The organism is Arthrobacter sp. HS15c (assembly GCF_040812005.1).
Classification (GTDB): Bacteria; Actinomycetota; Actinomycetes; order Actinomycetales; family Micrococcaceae; genus Arthrobacter.
The window spans coordinates 195,098-212,215 of the sequence record NZ_JBFOHM010000012.1; the positions used below are offsets into that span (position 1 = coordinate 195,098).

A 17,118-nucleotide genomic window follows, 5' to 3' on the forward strand; every position below is an offset into this window, starting at 1 on the left:
ATCGGACATACTGAATACTTTTGCTGTAGGATTTCCTGCATGACTATTTCTGTTGCCGTCTCCGGAGCCAGCGGCTACGCCGGGGGAGAAGTCCTGCGCCTCCTCGCAGGGCATCCGGACGTGACCATCGGTGCCATCACAGCGCACAGCAACGCAGGCTCCCGCCTCGGCGAGCTGCAGCCCCACCTGCACGGGCTCTCCAGCCGCATCCTGGAGGACACCACGGTGGAAAACCTTTCCGGCCACGATGTGGTGTTCCTGGCCCTCCCGCACGGGGCATCCGCCGAGATCGCGGCCCAGCTGCCGGAAGGCACCATCGTGATCGACGCCGGCGCAGACCACCGCCTCGAAGACGCCGCAGCGTGGGAAAAGTTCTACGGCTCTGCCCACGCCGGAACGTGGCCTTATGGCCTGCCGGAACTTCCGGGCCAGCGTGAGGTCCTCAAAGCCGCCACCCGGATCGCCGTCCCCGGCTGCTACCCGACGTCGGCCCTGTTGGCGCTCACGCCCGGGTTCGCGGCCGGACTGCTCCAGCCCGACGACGTCGTCATCGTTTCGGCCTCCGGCACCTCGGGTGCGGGCAAGGCAGCGAAAGTGAACCTCATTGGTGCCGAGGTGATGGGCTCCATGAGCCCGTACGGCGTGGGCGGCGGCCACCGCCACACGCCGGAGATCGAGCAAGGGCTGTCCAATGCCGCCGGGGAACGCGTCACGGTGTCCTTCACTCCCACGCTCGCTCCCATGAGCCGCGGGATCCTCACCACAGCCACCGCCAAGGTGAAGCCGGGCACCACCGCCGCCGACCTCCGGCAGGCGTGGGCCGAGGCCTACGACGACGAGCCGTTTGTGCACCTGCTGCCGGAAGGGCAGTGGCCCGCCACCAAGTCGGTCCAGGGCTCCAACCACGCGGCCATGCAGTTGGCATTTGACCCGCACACCGGCCGCGTGATCGTGTCCTGTGTCATTGATAACCTCACCAAGGGAACCGCCGGCGGCGCCGTGCAGTCCATGAACATTGCCCTTGGCCTGGCGGAGACCGCCGGCCTTAACCTGCAGGGAGTTGCACCGTGACCGTTACCGCCCCCAAGGGATTCCGGGCCGCCGGCGTCACCGCCGGCCTGAAGGCGTCCGGCAAGCCGGACCTCGCCCTGGTCGTCAACGATGGCCCGTCAAAGGCTGCGGCCGCCGTCTTCACCAGCAACCGCGTGGCTGCGGCCCCGGTCCACTGGTCCCGCCAGGTGGTGTCGGACGGACGCGTGGACGCCGTCGTCCTCAACTCGGGCGGAGCCAACGCCTGCACCGGGCCCCAGGGATTCCAGAACACGCACAGCACCGCCGAAAAAGTGGCCGCCGTCCTGGGCATCTCCGCGACGGATGTTTTTGTCTGCTCCACCGGCCTGATCGGCGAGCAGCTGCCCATGGACAAGATCCTTCCCGGCGTCGAGGCTGCCTCGGCGGCGCTCAGCACCGAGGGCGGCCCTGAGGCGGCCAACGCCATCATGACCACCGACTCCGTGCCCAAGGCCGCACTGTTCATCGGCACCGATGCCGACGGCCAGGAGTTCACCATCGGCGGCATCGCCAAGGGTGCCGGCATGCTGGCACCCGGCCTGGCCACCATGCTGGTGGTCCTCACCACCGACGCGGCCGTCGAAGCGGAAATGCTCGACGTCGTCCTCCGCGACGCCACTCGCGTCACCTTCGACCGCGCAGACTCAGACGGCTGCATGTCCACCAACGACACCGTGGTGCTGCTGGCTTCCGGCGCTTCCGGCGCCGTCCCGTCCGCCGAGGCCTTCGGTGCCGGGCTGACCCAGGTGTGCGCCGAACTGGCACGCAAGCTGATCGGTGACGCCGAGGGCGCGAGCCACGACATCGCCATCCGGACGTTCAACGCGGCCAGCGAACGGGACGCCGAAACAGTCAGCCGCTCCGTTGCCCGGTCCAACCTGTTCAAGGCTGCCATTTTCGGCAAGGACCCCAACTGGGGCCGTGTCCTGTCCGCCGTGGGAACCACGGACGCCGTCTTTGAGCCGGACCAGCTCAACGTCGCCATCAACGGCATCCAGATTTGCCGCAACGGCAGCATCGGCGACGACCGGAACCTGGTGGACCTGGAACCCCGCGAAGTCCACGTGGAGATTGACCTGCAGTCCGGCGACGCCGAGGCCACTGTCTGGACCAACGACCTCACCCACGACTACGTGCACGAGAACAGCGCCTACTCGAGCTAGACCCCGAGCTAATCAACCAGCCACCCCTGGAGATAGTGCAAGCATGAATACCCAGACCCGTGAAACCACGTCCATGAGTGATGCCCAAAGCAAGGCCGGCACCCTGATCGAGGCTCTGCCCTGGATCCAGCGCTTCGCCGGCACCACCATGGTGATCAAATACGGCGGCAACGCCATGGTCAACGAGGAACTGCGCCGGGCCTTCGCGGAGGACGTCGTGTTCCTGCATCATGTCGGCATCCACCCCGTGGTGGTCCACGGCGGCGGTCCGCAGATCAACTCCATGCTGGCGCGGCTGGGCATCGAGTCTGAGTTCAAAGGCGGGCTCCGGGTCACCACGCCCGAAGCGATGGACGTGGTCCGCATGGTCCTCACCGGCCAGGTGGGCCGCGAACTCGTGGGCCTGATCAACTCCCACGGACCGTACGCGGTGGGGATGTCCGGCGAAGACGGCGGCCTGCTCCGTGCCGTCCGGACCGGCACCGTCATTGACGGCGAGGAAGTGGACCTGGGCCTGGTGGGCGAGGTCGTGGGCGTCAACCCCGAAGGCATCCTGGACATCCTCGCTGCCGGACGCATCCCCGTCATCTCCACCGTTGCCCCGGAAATCGCGTCCGACGGCATCGAGACTGCAGCCGGCGAGGTCCAGACCACCGGTCAGGTACTGAACGTCAACGCGGACACGGCCGCGGCCGCCCTCGCGGAGGCGCTGGGGGCATCCAAGCTGGTGATCCTCACCGACGTCGAAGGGCTTTACGCCAACTGGCCGGACAGGTCCTCCCTCATTTCCTCCCTCACGGCCTCGGAGCTGCGGCAGCTGCTGCCCTCACTCGAATCGGGCATGATCCCCAAGATGGAGGCCTGCCTCAAGGCCATCGACGGCGGAGTGGAGCGGGCGCACATCGTGGACGGCCGCCTCCCGCACTCCATGCTCCTGGAAACATTCACGACGGCGGGCATAGGCACCCAGGTCGTCCCCGACGAAGAAACGGTTGCATCATGACGAACGTTGAAGATCTCGACAAGCTCGATCACCAGAGTCCGGTGGTTGAGCTTGTCGAAACCTCAGGCCACACCAGCGGCGCCGACTGGCTGGCGCGCTACTCGACGTCGCTTATGGGCGTCTTCGGCACACCTCAGCGTGTCCTGGTCCGCGGCGCCGGCAGCCTCGTCTGGGACGCCGACGGCAAGGAATACCTTGACCTGCTCGGCGGCATCGCCGTCAACGCCCTGGGCCATGCCCACCCGTTTGTCACCTCTGTGATTTCCAGCCAACTCGCCACGCTGGGGCACGTCTCCAACTTCTTCACCAGCCCCACCCAGATCGCGCTGGCCGAACAGCTGCTGGCCCTGAGCCACGCCCCGGCGGGCTCGAAGGTGTTCTTCACCAACTCCGGCACGGAAGCCAATGAGGCCGCCTTTAAGCTGGCGCGGCGCAACGCAACAGGCCCGGATGGCGCACCCCGCACCAAGATCATCGCCCTCGAAGGTGCCTTCCACGGACGCACCATGGGTGCCCTGGCCCTGACCGCCAAGGAAGCCTACCGTGCCCCGTTCGAACCGCTGCCCGGCGGCGTGGTGCACATCCCGTTCGGTGACGTGGCAGCCCTGGAAGCCGCCATCGACGAGACCGTGGCCGCCGTGTTCCTGGAACCGATCCAGGGCGAAGCCGGAGTCCGGCCCCTGCCCGCCGGCTACCTGCGGGCGGCCCGCGAAGCGACCACCAAAGCCGGCGCCCTGCTGATCCTGGACGAGGTCCAGACGGGCATCGGCCGCACCGGAAAATGGCTCGCCAGCGAGGACGCCGGAATCGTTCCGGATGCCGTCACCCTGGCCAAGGGCCTGGGCGGCGGGTTTCCCATCGGCGCGCTGCTCACCTTCGGGGAGCCGGTGTCGCAGCTCCTGGGCGCCGGCCAGCACGGCACCACCTTCGGCGGCAACCCGGTGGCGACGGCGGCCGCCCTGGCCACGCTGCACGCGATCGAAAGCCAGCGGGTCCTGGACAACGTCGTGGCTGTGGGGGAATACCTCCGGACCGGGCTCGCCGCCGTCGACGGCGTCACCGAAGTCCGCGGCGTTGGCCTGCTGATCGGGTTCGACCTGGACGCTGACGTGGCCCCCGCCGTCGTGACCGCAGGACTCGACGCCGGCTTTATCGTCAACAGCCCCGGGCCGCGCACCATCCGGCTCGCCCCGCCGCTGGTCCTCACCACGGACCAGGCCGGCGCCTTCCTTGCCGCACTCCCGGCAATCCTCCAGACAGCTAAGGACGCGCAGTGACCCCTGTAGTTTCTTCCGCCGGCACAGCCAGCAGCACCCGCCACTTCCTCAAGGACACCGACCTCAGCCCCGCTGAGCAGGCCGAAGTCCTTGACCTGGCCATCCGCATGAAAGCCGCGCCCTACAGCGTGCAGCCCTTCGCCGCGGAGGGCAACGGCCGCAAAACCGTAGCCGTGATCTTCGACAAGACCTCCACCCGCACCCGGGTTTCCTTCGCCACCGGCATCGCGGACATGGGCGGCAACGCCCTGATCATCAACCCCGGGGAAGCCCAGATAGGTCACAAGGAATCGGTAGAGGACACTGCCAAGGTCCTGGAGCGCATGGTTTCCACCATTGTGTGGCGCACCGGCGCGCACTCGGGCCTGGTGGCCATGGCGGAGAACTCCAAGGTGCCGGTGATCAACGCCCTGTGCGATGACTACCACCCCTGCCAGCTCCTCGCGGACCTGCTCGCGGTCAAGGAGCACAAGGGCGAACTGGCCGGCCTCACCATGAGCTACCTCGGCGACGCCGCCAACAACATGGCCAACTCCTACCTGCTGGCCGGTGTCACCGCCGGCATGCACGTCCGCATCGCGGGCCCGGAAGGCTACCTGCCGGCCGCGGACATCGTCGCCGCGGCCGAGGAACGCGCCGCCCAGACCGGGGGTTCCGTGCTGATCACCACCGACGCCGCGGAAGCCCTCAAGGGCGCCGACGTCGTGGCCACGGACACCTGGGTCTCCATGGGCCAGGAAGCCGAAAAGGAAGCCCGGCTGCAGCTGTTCCGTGAGTACTCCGTCGACGAGGCGGCCATGGCACACGCGGCGGATGACGCCGTCGTGCTTCACTGCCTGCCCGCGTACCGCGGCTATGAGATCTCCGCGGGAGTCATTGACGGCCCGCAGTCCATCGTCTGGGACGAAGCCGAAAACCGCCTCCACGCCCAGAAGGCCCTGATGGCCTGGCTCATGCACCGCTCAGGTCTGGCCTTCGTAGACGGTCTTTCTCCCGTTGAAGGCACCGGGGAGAGCACGTTCTAGTGTCCACCAACCCGTCGGTGCCGGGCTCCAGCCCGGCCACCAAAACGGCCCGACAGGCGCGCATCACCGCGATCCTGACGGGTGAATCGGTGCGCTCCCAGGCGGAGCTCGCCGCGTTGCTGGCGGACGACGGCGTCCAGGTCACCCAGGCCACCCTGTCCCGGGACCTTGTGGAGCTCGGCGCCGTCCGGGTCCGCGGCAAGGAAGGCGTCCTGGTCTATGCCGTTCCCGGCGAAGGCGGCGAACGCGCCGCAAAGAGCGGCGTCAGCCAGGAAATCCTGGATGCACGCCTTGCCAGGCTGTGCAGCGAGCTGCTGGTCACGGCGGAGGCCTCGGCCAACATCGCCGTGCTCCGGACCCCGCCCGGGGCGGCCAACTTCCTGGCCCTGGCCATCGACCACTCGGTCATGCCGTCCATCCTGGGAACCATCGCCGGTGACGACACCGTGCTGCTGGTCTCCCGCGACCCCCAAGGCGGGCAGGACCTCGCCGTGCGGTTCCTGCAGCTGGCAGAGGAAGCCGGCGGCAGCCAGTAACACCATTTCCCAAGGTGTGACAGGCTTTCCGTAACCAATTCTTAAACAACGCAACCCCCAACACAGAGGAGCATTTTCGTGACTGAGCGTATTGTTCTGGCCTACTCCGGTGGCCTGGATACTTCCGTAGCCATCGGCTGGATCGGTGAAGCCACCGGCGCCGAGGTCATCGCCGTGGCGGTCGACGTCGGACAGGGCGGCGAGTCGCTGGAGACCATCCGCCAGCGCGCCCTCGGCTGCGGCGCCGTCGAAGCCTACGTGGCCGACGCGTCCGACGAGTTCGCCGACGAGTACTGCATGCCCACGCTGAAGGCCAACGCCCTCTACCAGGGCCACTACCCGCTGGTCTCCGCCATCTCCCGCCCCGTCATCGTCAAGCACCTGGTCAAGGCCGCCCGCGAATTCGGCGCCACCACCGTTGCGCACGGCTGCACCGGCAAGGGCAACGACCAGGTCCGCTTCGAGGTGGGCATCCAGACCCTCGGCCCGGACCTGAAGTGCATCGCCCCCGTCCGCGACCTCGCCCTGACCCGCGACAAGGCCATCGCCTTCGCCGAGGAAAAGGGACTGCCGATCGAGACCACGAAGAAGAACCCGTACTCGATCGACCAGAACGTCTGGGGACGCGCCGTCGAAACCGGCTACCTCGAGGACATCTGGAACGCCCCCACCAAGGACATCTACGACTACACCGCCACGCCGGAGTTCCCGCCGGCCCCGGATGAAGTCACCATCTCCTTCGAAGCCGGTGTGCCGGTGGCGATCGACGGCGTCAAGGTCACCCCGCTGCAGGCCATCAAGGAACTCAACCGCCGCGCAGGCGCCCAGGGCGTCGGCCGGATCGATGTCGTCGAGGACCGCCTCGTGGGCATCAAGTCCCGCGAAATCTACGAAGCCCCGGGTGCGATGGCGCTGATCACCGCGCATAAGCACCTCGAGGACATCACCATCGAGCGCGAGCAGGCCCGCTTTAAGGCCACTGTTGGCCAGCGCTGGGCCGAACTGGTCTATGACGGCCAGTGGTTCTCCCCGCTCAAGCGCTCCCTGGACGCCTTCATCGAAGACACCCAGAAGTACGTTTCCGGCGACATCCGCATGGTGCTGCACGGCGGCCAGGCGATCGTCAACGGACGCCGCTCCGAGACCTCGCTCTACGACTTCGACCTCGCCACCTACGACACCGGCGACACCTTCGACCAGTCCATGGCGCGCGGCTTCATCGAGCTGTGGGGCATGTCCGCCAAGGTTGCCTCCGGCCGCGATATCCGCGTCGCAGGAAAGTAAGAATCGGTGGTTGAGCCTGTCGAAACCCCGAAATCCGAGGCTACGAACACCGGCGCTCTGTGGGGCGGCCGGTTCGCCGGCGGCCCCGCAGACGCACTCGCAGCGCTGAGCAAGTCCACGCACTTTGACTGGCGGCTGGCCCGCTACGACATCGCCGGCTCCAAGGCGCACGCCCGCGTGCTGCACAAGGCCGGGCTGCTGGACGATGCCGAGCTCGAAGGTATGCTCGCTGCCCTGACGCAGCTGGACGAGGACGTCGCCTCCGGCGCGTACCTGCCGGCGGAATCCGATGAGGACGTGCACGGGTCACTGGAACGCGGCCTGATCGAGCGCGCCGGCACCCAGCTGGGCGGCAAGCTCCGCGCCGGCCGGTCCCGCAATGACCAGGTGGCCACCCTCGGCCGCATGTTCCTGCGTGACCACGCCCGGATCATTGCCCGCGGCGTGCTGGCAACGATCGAAGCGCTGGTGGACCAGGCCAAGGCGCACCACGGTGTGGCCATGCCCGGCCGTACGCACCTGCAGCACGCCCAGCCGGTCCTGCTCAGCCACCACCTGCTGGCCCACGCCTGGGCGTTGCTGCGCGACGTGCAGCGGCTGGCGGACTGGGACAAGCGCGCCGGGGTGTCGCCTTACGGTTCGGGTGCCCTGGCCGGATCTTCCCTGGGCCTGGACCCGGAAGCCGTTGCAGCGGACCTGGGCTTCTTCTCCGCAACCCACAACTCGATCGACGGCACCGCCTCCCGCGATGTCTTCGCCGAGTTCGCCTGGGTGACGGCGATGATCGGTGTGGACCTGTCCCGCGTGTCGGAGGAAGTGATCCTGTGGGCCACGAAGGAGTTCTCCTTTGTCACCCTGCACGATTCCTACTCCACCGGCTCCTCGATCATGCCGCAGAAGAAGAACCCGGACGTGGCCGAGCTGGCCCGTGGCAAGGCAGGGCGCCTGATCGGCAACCTGACCGGGCTGCTGGCCACGCTCAAGGGCCTGCCGCTCGCGTACAACCGCGACCTGCAGGAGGACAAGGAGCCCGTCTTCGACGCCGCCGACACCCTGGAGCTGCTGCTCCCGGCGGTCTCGGGCATGATCGCGACGCTGAAGTTCAACACCGAACGAATGGAGTCCCTGGCACCGCAGGGCTTTGCCCTGGCCACGGACATCGCCGAATGGCTGGTCCGCCAGGGCGTCCCGTTCCGCGAGGCCCACGAGCTCTCCGGTGCCGCGGTCAAGCAGGCCGAAAGCCGCGACGTCGAGCTCTGGGACCTCACGGACGAGGAGTACGCGGCCATTTCGGAGCACCTGACGCCGGAGGTCCGCACGGTCCTGTCCACCGAAGGTTCGCTCAACAGCCGCAACTCGCAGGGCGGAACGGCGCCGGCCGCCGTCGAGCGCCAGCTTGTTGCGCTGGAAGTCGAGCTGGCGGGCGTGCGGGAGTACGCGGCCTAGCTACCAACACACTCTCTCAGTTGATGCAGCTTTTTGGGCATCGCTCTCTCACTTTCCTCAAGAAAGTGAGAGAGCGATGCCGATTTTCATGCAACAACTGAGAGAGCGTGTGCGGTTAAGGTGGGTGAATGAGCGACGCCTTCCGCAGCCAACTGCGCGCCCTGCCGGACTTTCCCGCCGACCTGCCGGACTTCGACCCGGCCAAGGCCCCGGCAGACCCGGTGGCGCTGTTCAAACTCTGGCTGGATGAGGCCCTCGCGGCCGGGGTGCTGCAACCGCACGCGTGCAGCCTGGCCACAGCGGACGGAAACGGCCAGCCCTCTGCCAGGATGCTGATCCTGAAAAACATCGACGACGACGGCTGGCACTTCGCCACGTCGCGGACGTCCCGGAAGGGCCGGGAACTGTCCGTCAACCCGGCTGCCGCCCTGAACTTCTATTGGCCGCAGCAGGGCCGGCAGGTCCGGGTCGCCGGCCCGGTGGTTGAGCTGTCCGCCGAGGCGTCGGCGGCCGACTGGCGGGCGCGCCCGGCCGCAGACGGCAGCGACAACCCGGACTGGCAGCTCTATGCACTCAGGCCCACGGAACTGGAGTTCTGGCAGGCGCGCCACGACCGCCGGCACGTCCGGCACCGCTACGGACCGGACGGTACCCCGCTCAGTTAGGATGGGCGCCATGACTGCTCCTGCACCGGCTGACCTGCTCGCCCAACTGCACAAAGCCGCCGCCGTCCTTGCCTCAACCGCCGCGAAATTCACCGATGAGGACGTCAAAGCGCCCTCAATCCTGCCGGGCTGGACCCGCGGGCACGTCCTGGCGCACCTCGCCGGCATCACCAACGCCATGGCCCGGCAGCTGGAATATGCGGCGCGCGGCGAAACCGTCGAGCTGTACGACGGCGGCATGGACGGACGCAACAAGGCCATCGGGATGGCCGCGGGCCACAGCGCCGACGCCCACCGCGCGGATCTGGACGCAGGCCTGGACCGTGCGCTGAAAGCCTTTGATGCCCTGGACGCCGATTCGGGCTGGCAGGTACCCATTGCCTACCGCGGGGGAGTGGTCCTCGACGGCGGCTTGGCACTGTGGCGTGAACTGGTCATCCACACTGCCGACCTGGGCACCGGCTTTGGCCCGGAAACCTGGAGCCGGCCATTTTGCGAGCACCTCTTCGACTTCCTCGCTGCCCGTGTGATGCCGGGGGACAAACTGGTGCTTCAGCCGCTCGGGCTCCCTCCAACGACGGTTGGCACAGGTGTCCGCTCCACGGTCATCAGCGGCATGATCACCGACATCGCGGCGTGGCTGGCGGGCCGTGAACCATCGCTCGGCAGCCTCCGGGCATCCGCCGCCGCCGACGGTGTGGACCTCCCTGAACTGCTGCCGTGGCCTTCGGGGACACCCGCAGCGAAGTAGGCCTCACCCGGCTTCGCGGGCCAGCAGGCTTTCGGTTGCCTCGCGCGCCAGCAGGCTCTCCTTAATGGGCAGGCCCCAGCGGAAACCGCCGAGCGAACCGTCGGTGCGGATCACCCGGTGGCATGGCACAAACAAGGCGGCCGCATTGAACGCGCAGGCGCTGGCAGCGGCCCGGACGGCTTTCGGATTTCCTGACAGTTCGGCGTACTCCGTATACGTAACCGGAGATCCGGGGCGCACCGTCCTGAGCACATCCCAGGCATGGGACCGGAACGGCCCGGACTTCTGCCGTACGGGAACAGCCATGGCGGGTGCGGGATCCCCGGCGTAGAAGGCCTCCACTGCCCTTGAAATGGGCCCAAGACCAGTCACCGCCTCAACATCATCCGGACGGAGCTCAGGGTGGATCTGGCCGGTCAGCTCGCCGGGCTCGGCGGTCCAGCCCGAGGCCAGGACCACACCGTCCTGGGCCAGGATGGTGAACGGGCCGTCCGGGGTGGACATCACTAACAGCTGGGCTTTCATCGCATCGCTTTCTCTGGAACGGCTGGAACACGCTTGGGGGAGGCGGGCGCCGCGGCGGCGCGCCACAGGTGCATGGTGGCGTAGGACCGCCACGGGCTGACCTCCCGGAACTCCGGGCTGGGCACATCGGCGCTCAGCGGATCGGGGCCGGGCATGATCACGCCAAGGGCCCGGATTCCGTTTCTTACCGCAGCGTCGTTGGCCAGGAACACGTCCGGCGCGCCCAGGACTCGCATCGCCACATAGCCCACCGTCCAGGGACCCACGCCGGGAAGGGGGAGCAATTTGGCCCCCAGCCCGGGCAGGTCATCGCCATAGCCGAAATCCAGCCGCCCGTCGGCGAGGGCAGAGGCCGCGGAGCGGACAGCGTCGATCCGGCGTTGCGGACCGCGCAGCAGCGTGTAGCCCTCGTCCGCGATTTCGGCGGCGGTGGGAAACAACCTGTCGAGCCCTTCGGCGGGCATCAGGCTGGCGCTGCCGGCAGCGGACAGCTGCGTCAGTGCGGTCCGGGCTGCGGCGACCGTGACCTGCTGCCCGATCATGGCCCTGACCAGGAGTTCCTGCGGGTCAACCGCGCCCGGTAGCCGGATGCCGGAGGTACTGGCCACCGAGGCGGCAAGCCGGGGATCCCCGGCCAGCGCGCCGTCGATCGCCACCGGATCGGCGTCGAGGTCGAAAAGCCGGCGCACCCGGCTCAGGAGGGCCGGCAGGTCGCGGAGGTCCACCGCGCCGATGGTGAGGGTCAGCGGCCGTCCCGGCGCGCCGCCGTCGTAATCCACGCTGAACCTGGCATCCCCGTGCGGAAGCCGCAACGTCCGGGCGTACGACGCCGGTGTCCCCGCCTCGATCCCGGGGATCGCCCTGACGGCGAGGAAGGAAAAGATGCCGGGATCAAACGGTTCGCGGTAGGGCAGGGTCAACGTCAGCGAGGTGGCGGCTGTCCCTGGCTTGTGGTGCCGGGCGGTGGAACGCAGGGCGGTGGGCGTCATGGCGAACACCTCCACCATGGTCTCGTTGAACTGCCGCACGCTGCTGAAACCGGACGCGAACGCAACGTCCGCCAGCTTCATGGCCGTTGAGACCAGCAGCGTGCGCGCGGTCTGGGCGCGGCTGGCCCGGGCCAGGGAGAGCGGACCTGCTCCGAGCTCGTGGCTGAGGATCCGGTTCAGCTGCCGGGCCGAATAACCCAGCCGGGCCGCCAGGCCTTCCACCCCGTCGCGGTTGATGACGCCGTCGTTGATCAGGCGCATGGCCCGGCCGGCGAGGTCCTGCCGGACGTTCCACGCCGGCGTCCCGGGCACCGCCTCAGGAAGGCAGCGTTTGCAGGCCCGGTAGCCGGCGTCGTGCGCTGCGGCGGACGTTTCGTAGAACGTGACGTTGGCCGCCTTCGGGGTCCGGGCCGGGCACGACGGACGGCAGTAGATCCCGGTGGTCCGGACAGCAGTGTAGAACTGCCCGTCGAACCGGGTGTCGCGCGCATCAATCGCACGGTAGCGCTGCCAGAAGTCCATGTCCCCTATCCTGCCAGCCTGGGACAACACCTGCTAGCGGAAATCGGACATGGCCGTGGGCGTTGGGTAGAGTCGGACCATGACCGTCAGCAGGAGTCCCGCCGACCCGGAAGAGCTCCGCGGGCTGCTGTCCGGGGACGCGCGGAGGATCGCCCCGCGGCTGCTGGGATCCGTCCTCAGCCACAACAGCCACGAGGGAACCGTCGCCGTGCGGATCACGGAGGTGGAGGCGTACATGGGTCCCGGCGATTCCCTGCACCCGGATCCGGGGTCGCATACGTTCCGCGGCCCCACGGCGCGGAACGCGCCCATGTTCGGGGCGGCCGGCCACCTCTACGTATATTTCACGTACGGGATGCACTACTGCGCCAACATCGTCTGCGGCCCTCCAGGCATGGCCTCTGCCGTCCTGCTGCGAGCCGGTGAAGTGGTGGAGGGGGAGCACCTGGCAGCGGTGAGGAGGCCGACGTCGAAATCTGCGCTCGACCTGGCCAGCGGCCCCGCCCGGCTGGCCACCGCCCTGGCCCTCACCACGGCAGACAGCGGACGGGACGCGCTGAGCGAACCTTTCGGGCTGCGGCTGCCGGAAATCCCCGCCGCTGACGTCAGTTCCGGACCCCGGGTGGGCGTGTCCGGCGACGGCGGCTCCGCTGGCTACCCCTGGCGCTTCTGGCTGCCGGGGGATCCCACCGTGTCCCGCTACAAGGCGGCAAAGTCGCGCCCGGCGAAGTTTCAATCACGTTAACCGAAATGGTTGTAGAATGGACGGTCTGTCTTTTGCGATAGGGGAACGTTTAATGCTCGACGCCGATTTGGCCCACGAACGGGACTATGTTGCTGGCCTGTATGCGCGGCTGGAAGAATTGCGCGCCGAAAAGCGCAAGCAGTTGGCGCAGGTCCGCCGGGCCGGTGCTGTGGGCACCATGCAGAATGTTTCCGAGCGTGACGCCTTCGCCGCGCTCTATGAGGACCGCCTTGCCCAGCTCGACGCCGTCGATGACCGCCTGGTCTTCGGCCGGCTGGACCTCGATTCCGGGGAAGCCCAGTACATCGGCCGCATCGGCCTCACCACCGAGGACCTGCAGCGGCTCATGGTGGACTGGCGTGCGCCCGAAGCCGGCCACTTCTACCAGGCCACGGCCTTCGACCGGCAGGGCGTGCGGCGCCGCCGGCACCTGATCCTGCAGGGCCGGGTAGTCAAGGCAATCGAGGACGACGTCCTGGACGCCGACATGCTCACCGACAACCAGTCGCTGCAGGGCGAAGGTGCGCTGCTCGCTGCCCTGGACTCCAAGCGGACCGGCCGCATGTCCGACATTGTGGGCACCATCCAGTCCGAGCAGGACCGGATCATCCGCTCCTCCATCTCAGGAGCGGTGGTGGTACAGGGCGGTCCCGGCACGGGCAAGACGGCCGTTGCGCTGCACCGCGCCGCCTACCTGTTGTATACCCACCGGGACCGGCTGAAGACTGCCGGTGTGCTTCTGGTGGGACCGTCGTCGTCGTTCATGAAATACATCGAACGCGTGCTGCCCTCGCTCGGCGAAACCGGTGTGGTGATGGCCAGCCTCGGCCGGCTGATGCCGGGCATCAGCGCCGTGGCCGAACCCGAAGCTGACGTCGCTGCCATCAAGGGACGCCTGGATATGGCGGACGTGGTGGCCAACGCCGTCTCAAACCGCCAGCGGATTCCTGCCGAGAACCGTGTCCTGGAAGTTGACGGGCGCAAGCTGCTGCTCACGCCGCGGCAGGTCCGCCGCGCCCGGGAACGTGCCCGCTCCACGGGCAAGCCGCACAATGAGGCGCGCGTGACGTTCGTCAAGATCCTGCTGCGCGAGCTGACCGAACAGATGACCGAGCTCGTGGAAGCGGGGAGCCTGGGCAACAATGCCGACCGCTCCTATCTTGCCGAGGACGTCCGTACGGCGCGTGATGTGCGGATCGCGCTGAACCTGTGCTGGATGCCCATGACTCCGGAGAAGCTCATCAGTGAGCTCTTCAGCAAGCCTGCGATCCTGGAGGTGTGCACCCCGCACCTCACCGCCGCGGAACGGGCCCTGCTGCTCCGCCCGGTGGATGCCCCCTGGACCGAGTCGGACGTGCCGCTCCTGGACGAGGCGGCCGAGCTCCTTGGCGAACTTGACCCGGCCGCTGGCCGGGGACTGGCACAGCAGGAGCACGACCGCGCCCGCGACCTGGCGAACGCCAAGCAGACCATCGTGAACATGGAAGCTGCCGGCGTCGACGCGCTGATGTCCGCCGAGGAACTGGTGGACCAGAACCAGGAACGCGAAGCCCGGCTGACCGCAGCCGAGCGTGCCACGTCCGACAGGACCTGGGCATTCGGCCACATCGTGGTCGACGAAGCGCAGGAACTTTCGCCGATGCAGTGGAGGCTGCTGGTCCGCCGCTGCCCGCTGAAGTCCTTCACGATCGTGGGAGACATTGCGCAGACCAGCTCCGTGGCCGGTGCGAACTCCTGGCAGGGTGCCCTGGGCCCGCTGTTCGGGGACCGGTGGCAGCTGGAAGAGCTGACGGTCAACTACCGGACGCCGTCGCAGATCGCGGAGGCCGCTGCCAGGATGGCTAACGCAGCCGGCCTTGTGGTGTCCGCACCGAAGGCGGTCCGCGAAGGCCGCTGGTCGCCCGTCATCGACAAGGTGGCGCCCGGCGACGTGGTCAGCCGCCTCGTGGAGGCACTTCCGGAGGAGCTGGAAGCGCTCGACGGCGGCCTGTTGGCCGTGATTGCCGACGGCGACCTCCTGCCGCAGGCCACCTCAGCCCTGCGCGCCGTCTATGGCCGGCGCATCGGTACCGGGGCGGGAAGCTATGAGCAGGACATTGTGGTCATCAGCCCCCGCGAGGCCAAGGGCCTTGAGTTCGACGGTGTTGTGGTGCTGGAGCCGTCCATGATGCTCAACCACGAGCACGGTCGGGTGGGGGATCTCTACGTCGCCATGACCCGGCCCACCCAGCGTCTCCGCCTGATCGCAGCAGAGGGCGTGCCTGCCGGCATCGAGCGCTAGCCCGGCCGACTTTGGCTTCCTGACGCCCGGCGCCGTTCACACGACGCCGGGCGTCGTTGATCCTGCTAACTTAGAAGTCGTGTCAGAAATCAACGATCTCGAATCCCAGCAGAACGACCCCACCTTCGCCAATATCTGGCAGGAGCTGAAGTGGCGCGGCCTGGTCCACGTCTCCACCGATGAAGGGGAACTGGAAAAGCTCCTCGCCGGTGAGCCGGTCACGTATTACTGCGGGTTCGATCCCACCGCTCCGAGCCTGCACCTGGGAAACCTCGTCCAGCTCCTGGTTATGCGGCGGCTCCAGCTTGCAGGCCACAAGCCGCTGGGACTGGTGGGCGGCTCCACCGGCCTGATCGGTGACCCGCGCCCCACTGCGGAGCGGACACTGAACACCAAGGACACTGTCTCGGAATGGGTGGGCTACCTTCAGGCCCAGGTCCGCCGCTTCCTGAGCTTCGATGGCGCCAACGCTGCACGCATGGTCAATAACCTGGACTGGACCGCCCCGCTGAGCGCCATCGATTTCCTGCGTGAGATCGGAAAGCACTACCGCGTCGGCACCATGCTCCGCAAGGATGCCGTGGCCTCCCGCCTCAGCTCCGACGAGGGCATCAGCTACACGGAGTTCAGCTACCAGATTCTTCAGGGCATGGACTACCTCCAGCTTTTCCGCGACCACGGCTGCATGCTGCAGACCGGCGGCTCGGACCAGTGGGGAAACCTCACCAGCGGTACCGAACTCATCCGCAAGGTCGAGGGCAAGACCGTCCACGCCCTGGGGACACCCCTGATCACCAACTCGGACGGAACCAAATTCGGCAAGAGCGAAGGCAACGCCATCTGGCTCGACGCCGGCATGTGCAGCCCCTACGCCTTCTACCAGTTCTGGCTCAACACCGCCGACGCCGATGTTGTGGACCGGCTCAAGGTCTTCACCTTCCTGAGCCGGGCCGAGATTGAGGAGCTGGCTGCTGCGGTCGCCGAGCGTCCGTTTGCACGCGAAGGCCAGCGCAAGCTTGCATTTGAAGTGACCTCGCTGGTCCACGGGGTTGAGGCGACGGAGAAAGTCATCGCCGCCTCCGCCGCACTCTTTGGCAATGGTGATCTGACAGCGCTGGACAAGCCGACCCTCGAGGCCGCAACGTCGGAGCTTCCCTCCGCAACCATCCAGGTGGATGGCCTCGGGATTATCGACCTGCTCGTGGCTTCGGGCCTGTCAGAGAGCAAGTCCGCCGCCCGGCGCACCGTCGGGGAAGGCGGAGCGTATGTGAACAACGAGAAGGTTTCCGATCCGGAAGCAGTTATCTCCGAGTCTGAGCTGCTGCACGGACAGTACCTGCTTCTTCGGCGTGGCAAAAAGAACCTGGCAACTGTCGAAGTCCTGGTCCCGTAGCGGTAGCCAAGACCGCCATTGCACGCTCCTCTCCGGCCGATTTGCACGGCCGGAGGGGAGCGTGTAATGTTTTCTGAGTCGCCGCCGCTGAGTGGCGACAACCCCCCTTGACTTGAGAAGCAATTCTTCGTGTGCACAGCACGGAAATAAAGAAATGCTTCACTTTTTGATGGGCGGATTCTTTCCACGGAGTGAATATCGGGAAAATAACCCGGATTTGCAAAGTGAATATGAATGAAATAAGCTAGAAACATCGCAGCGAAGAAATACTAAACAAAATAATTCATTGAAAATGAATTTGTTTCGAGAAGTATTCGAATGTGTCTGTTGTTTGAGAACTCAATAGTGTGCCAAGTTTGTTGATACCAATTTATTGTATTGAATTGGTTGAATTGACCAGGTTATGCCACCCCGTGGTGTGGTCTGGTTTTTACAGCTGGTT

General features: G+C 67.0%; 15 protein-coding genes. 13 read left to right on the forward strand and 2 right to left on the reverse strand.

Features of this window, described 5'->3' with window-relative positions; genetic code table 11:
• Positions 1-39 precede the first annotated feature (39 nt).
• From argC to ABV518_RS19910, 10 genes are all read left to right on the forward strand, one after another.
• A complete protein-coding gene (argC, locus tag ABV518_RS19865) occupies positions 40-1,071 on the forward strand; it encodes an N-acetyl-gamma-glutamyl-phosphate reductase (RefSeq protein ID WP_367770577.1) in 1,032 nt (343 codons plus the stop codon).
• The gene (gene argJ / locus ABV518_RS19870; RefSeq protein WP_367770580.1) at positions 1,068-2,234 is read left to right on the forward strand and encodes a bifunctional glutamate N-acetyltransferase/amino-acid acetyltransferase ArgJ; all 1,167 of its coding nucleotides are present in this window, start codon (positions 1,068-1,070) and stop codon (positions 2,232-2,234) included. The genes argC and argJ overlap by 4 nt, the downstream gene beginning before the upstream one ends.
• Before the next feature lie 43 nt (positions 2,235-2,277).
• Positions 2,278-3,237 (forward strand): acetylglutamate kinase, encoded by a 960-nt coding sequence (gene argB / locus ABV518_RS19875; RefSeq protein ID WP_367770583.1) that lies wholly within the window; start codon positions 2,278-2,280, stop codon positions 3,235-3,237.
• Positions 3,234-4,514, forward strand: coding sequence for an acetylornithine transaminase (locus tag ABV518_RS19880; RefSeq protein ID WP_367770586.1), 1,281 nt, complete (start codon positions 3,234-3,236; stop codon positions 4,512-4,514). Before argB ends, ABV518_RS19880 begins: the two co-directional genes overlap by 4 nt.
• Positions 4,511-5,539, forward strand: a complete 1,029-nt coding sequence (gene argF / locus ABV518_RS19885; RefSeq protein ID WP_367770589.1) for an ornithine carbamoyltransferase — start codon at positions 4,511-4,513, stop codon at positions 5,537-5,539. Before ABV518_RS19880 ends, argF begins: the two co-directional genes overlap by 4 nt.
• Positions 5,539-6,075, forward strand: a complete 537-nt coding sequence (locus tag ABV518_RS19890; protein WP_310166164.1) for an arginine repressor — start codon at positions 5,539-5,541, stop codon at positions 6,073-6,075. Before argF ends, ABV518_RS19890 begins: the two co-directional genes overlap by 1 nt.
• A 78-nt stretch (positions 6,076-6,153) precedes the next feature.
• On the forward strand, positions 6,154-7,359 hold the full coding sequence (locus ABV518_RS19895; RefSeq protein WP_310166162.1) for an argininosuccinate synthase: 1,206 nt from the start codon (positions 6,154-6,156) through the stop codon (positions 7,357-7,359).
• 6 nt (positions 7,360-7,365) lie between these two features.
• Positions 7,366-8,805: an argininosuccinate lyase gene (gene argH / locus ABV518_RS19900; protein ID WP_367770594.1), complete on the forward strand. Its 1,440-nt coding sequence runs from the start codon at positions 7,366-7,368 to the stop codon at positions 8,803-8,805.
• A 128-nt stretch (positions 8,806-8,933) separates the two neighbouring features.
• The gene (locus ABV518_RS19905; RefSeq protein ID WP_367770598.1) at positions 8,934-9,470 is read left to right on the forward strand and encodes a pyridoxal 5'-phosphate synthase; all 537 of its coding nucleotides are present in this window, start codon (positions 8,934-8,936) and stop codon (positions 9,468-9,470) included.
• Positions 9,471-9,480: 10 nt separating this feature from the next.
• The gene (locus ABV518_RS19910) at positions 9,481-10,221 is read left to right on the forward strand and encodes a maleylpyruvate isomerase family mycothiol-dependent enzyme (RefSeq protein ID WP_367770601.1); all 741 of its coding nucleotides are present in this window, start codon (positions 9,481-9,483) and stop codon (positions 10,219-10,221) included.
• A 3-nt stretch (positions 10,222-10,224) separates the two neighbouring features.
• Here the strand turns inward: ABV518_RS19910 and ABV518_RS19915 are convergent, their stop codons facing one another.
• Complete coding sequence (locus ABV518_RS19915; protein ID WP_367770604.1) at positions 10,225-10,746, reverse strand: methylated-DNA--[protein]-cysteine S-methyltransferase; 522 nt, start codon at positions 10,744-10,746, stop codon at positions 10,225-10,227.
• A complete protein-coding gene (locus ABV518_RS19920) occupies positions 10,743-12,257 on the reverse strand; it encodes a DNA-3-methyladenine glycosylase 2 family protein (protein WP_367770608.1) in 1,515 nt (504 codons plus the stop codon). The genes ABV518_RS19915 and ABV518_RS19920 overlap by 4 nt, the downstream gene beginning before the upstream one ends.
• A 79-nt stretch (positions 12,258-12,336) precedes the next feature.
• Between ABV518_RS19920 and ABV518_RS19925 the strand changes: the two genes are divergently transcribed.
• The 3 genes from ABV518_RS19925 to tyrS all read left to right on the forward strand — a co-directional run bounded on the left by ABV518_RS19925 (position 12,337) and on the right by tyrS (position 16,676).
• Entirely contained in the window at positions 12,337-13,002 is a 666-nt protein-coding gene (locus tag ABV518_RS19925) for a DNA-3-methyladenine glycosylase (RefSeq protein WP_367770611.1), read from the forward strand.
• A gap of 52 nt (positions 13,003-13,054) precedes the next feature.
• Positions 13,055-15,283, forward strand: a complete 2,229-nt coding sequence (locus ABV518_RS19930; RefSeq protein ID WP_367770614.1) for an AAA family ATPase — start codon at positions 13,055-13,057, stop codon at positions 15,281-15,283.
• 79 nt (positions 15,284-15,362) lie between these two features.
• Positions 15,363-16,676, forward strand: a complete 1,314-nt coding sequence (tyrS, locus tag ABV518_RS19935) for a tyrosine--tRNA ligase (protein ID WP_367770617.1) — start codon at positions 15,363-15,365, stop codon at positions 16,674-16,676.
• The last annotated feature ends 442 nt before the right edge of the window (positions 16,677-17,118 follow it).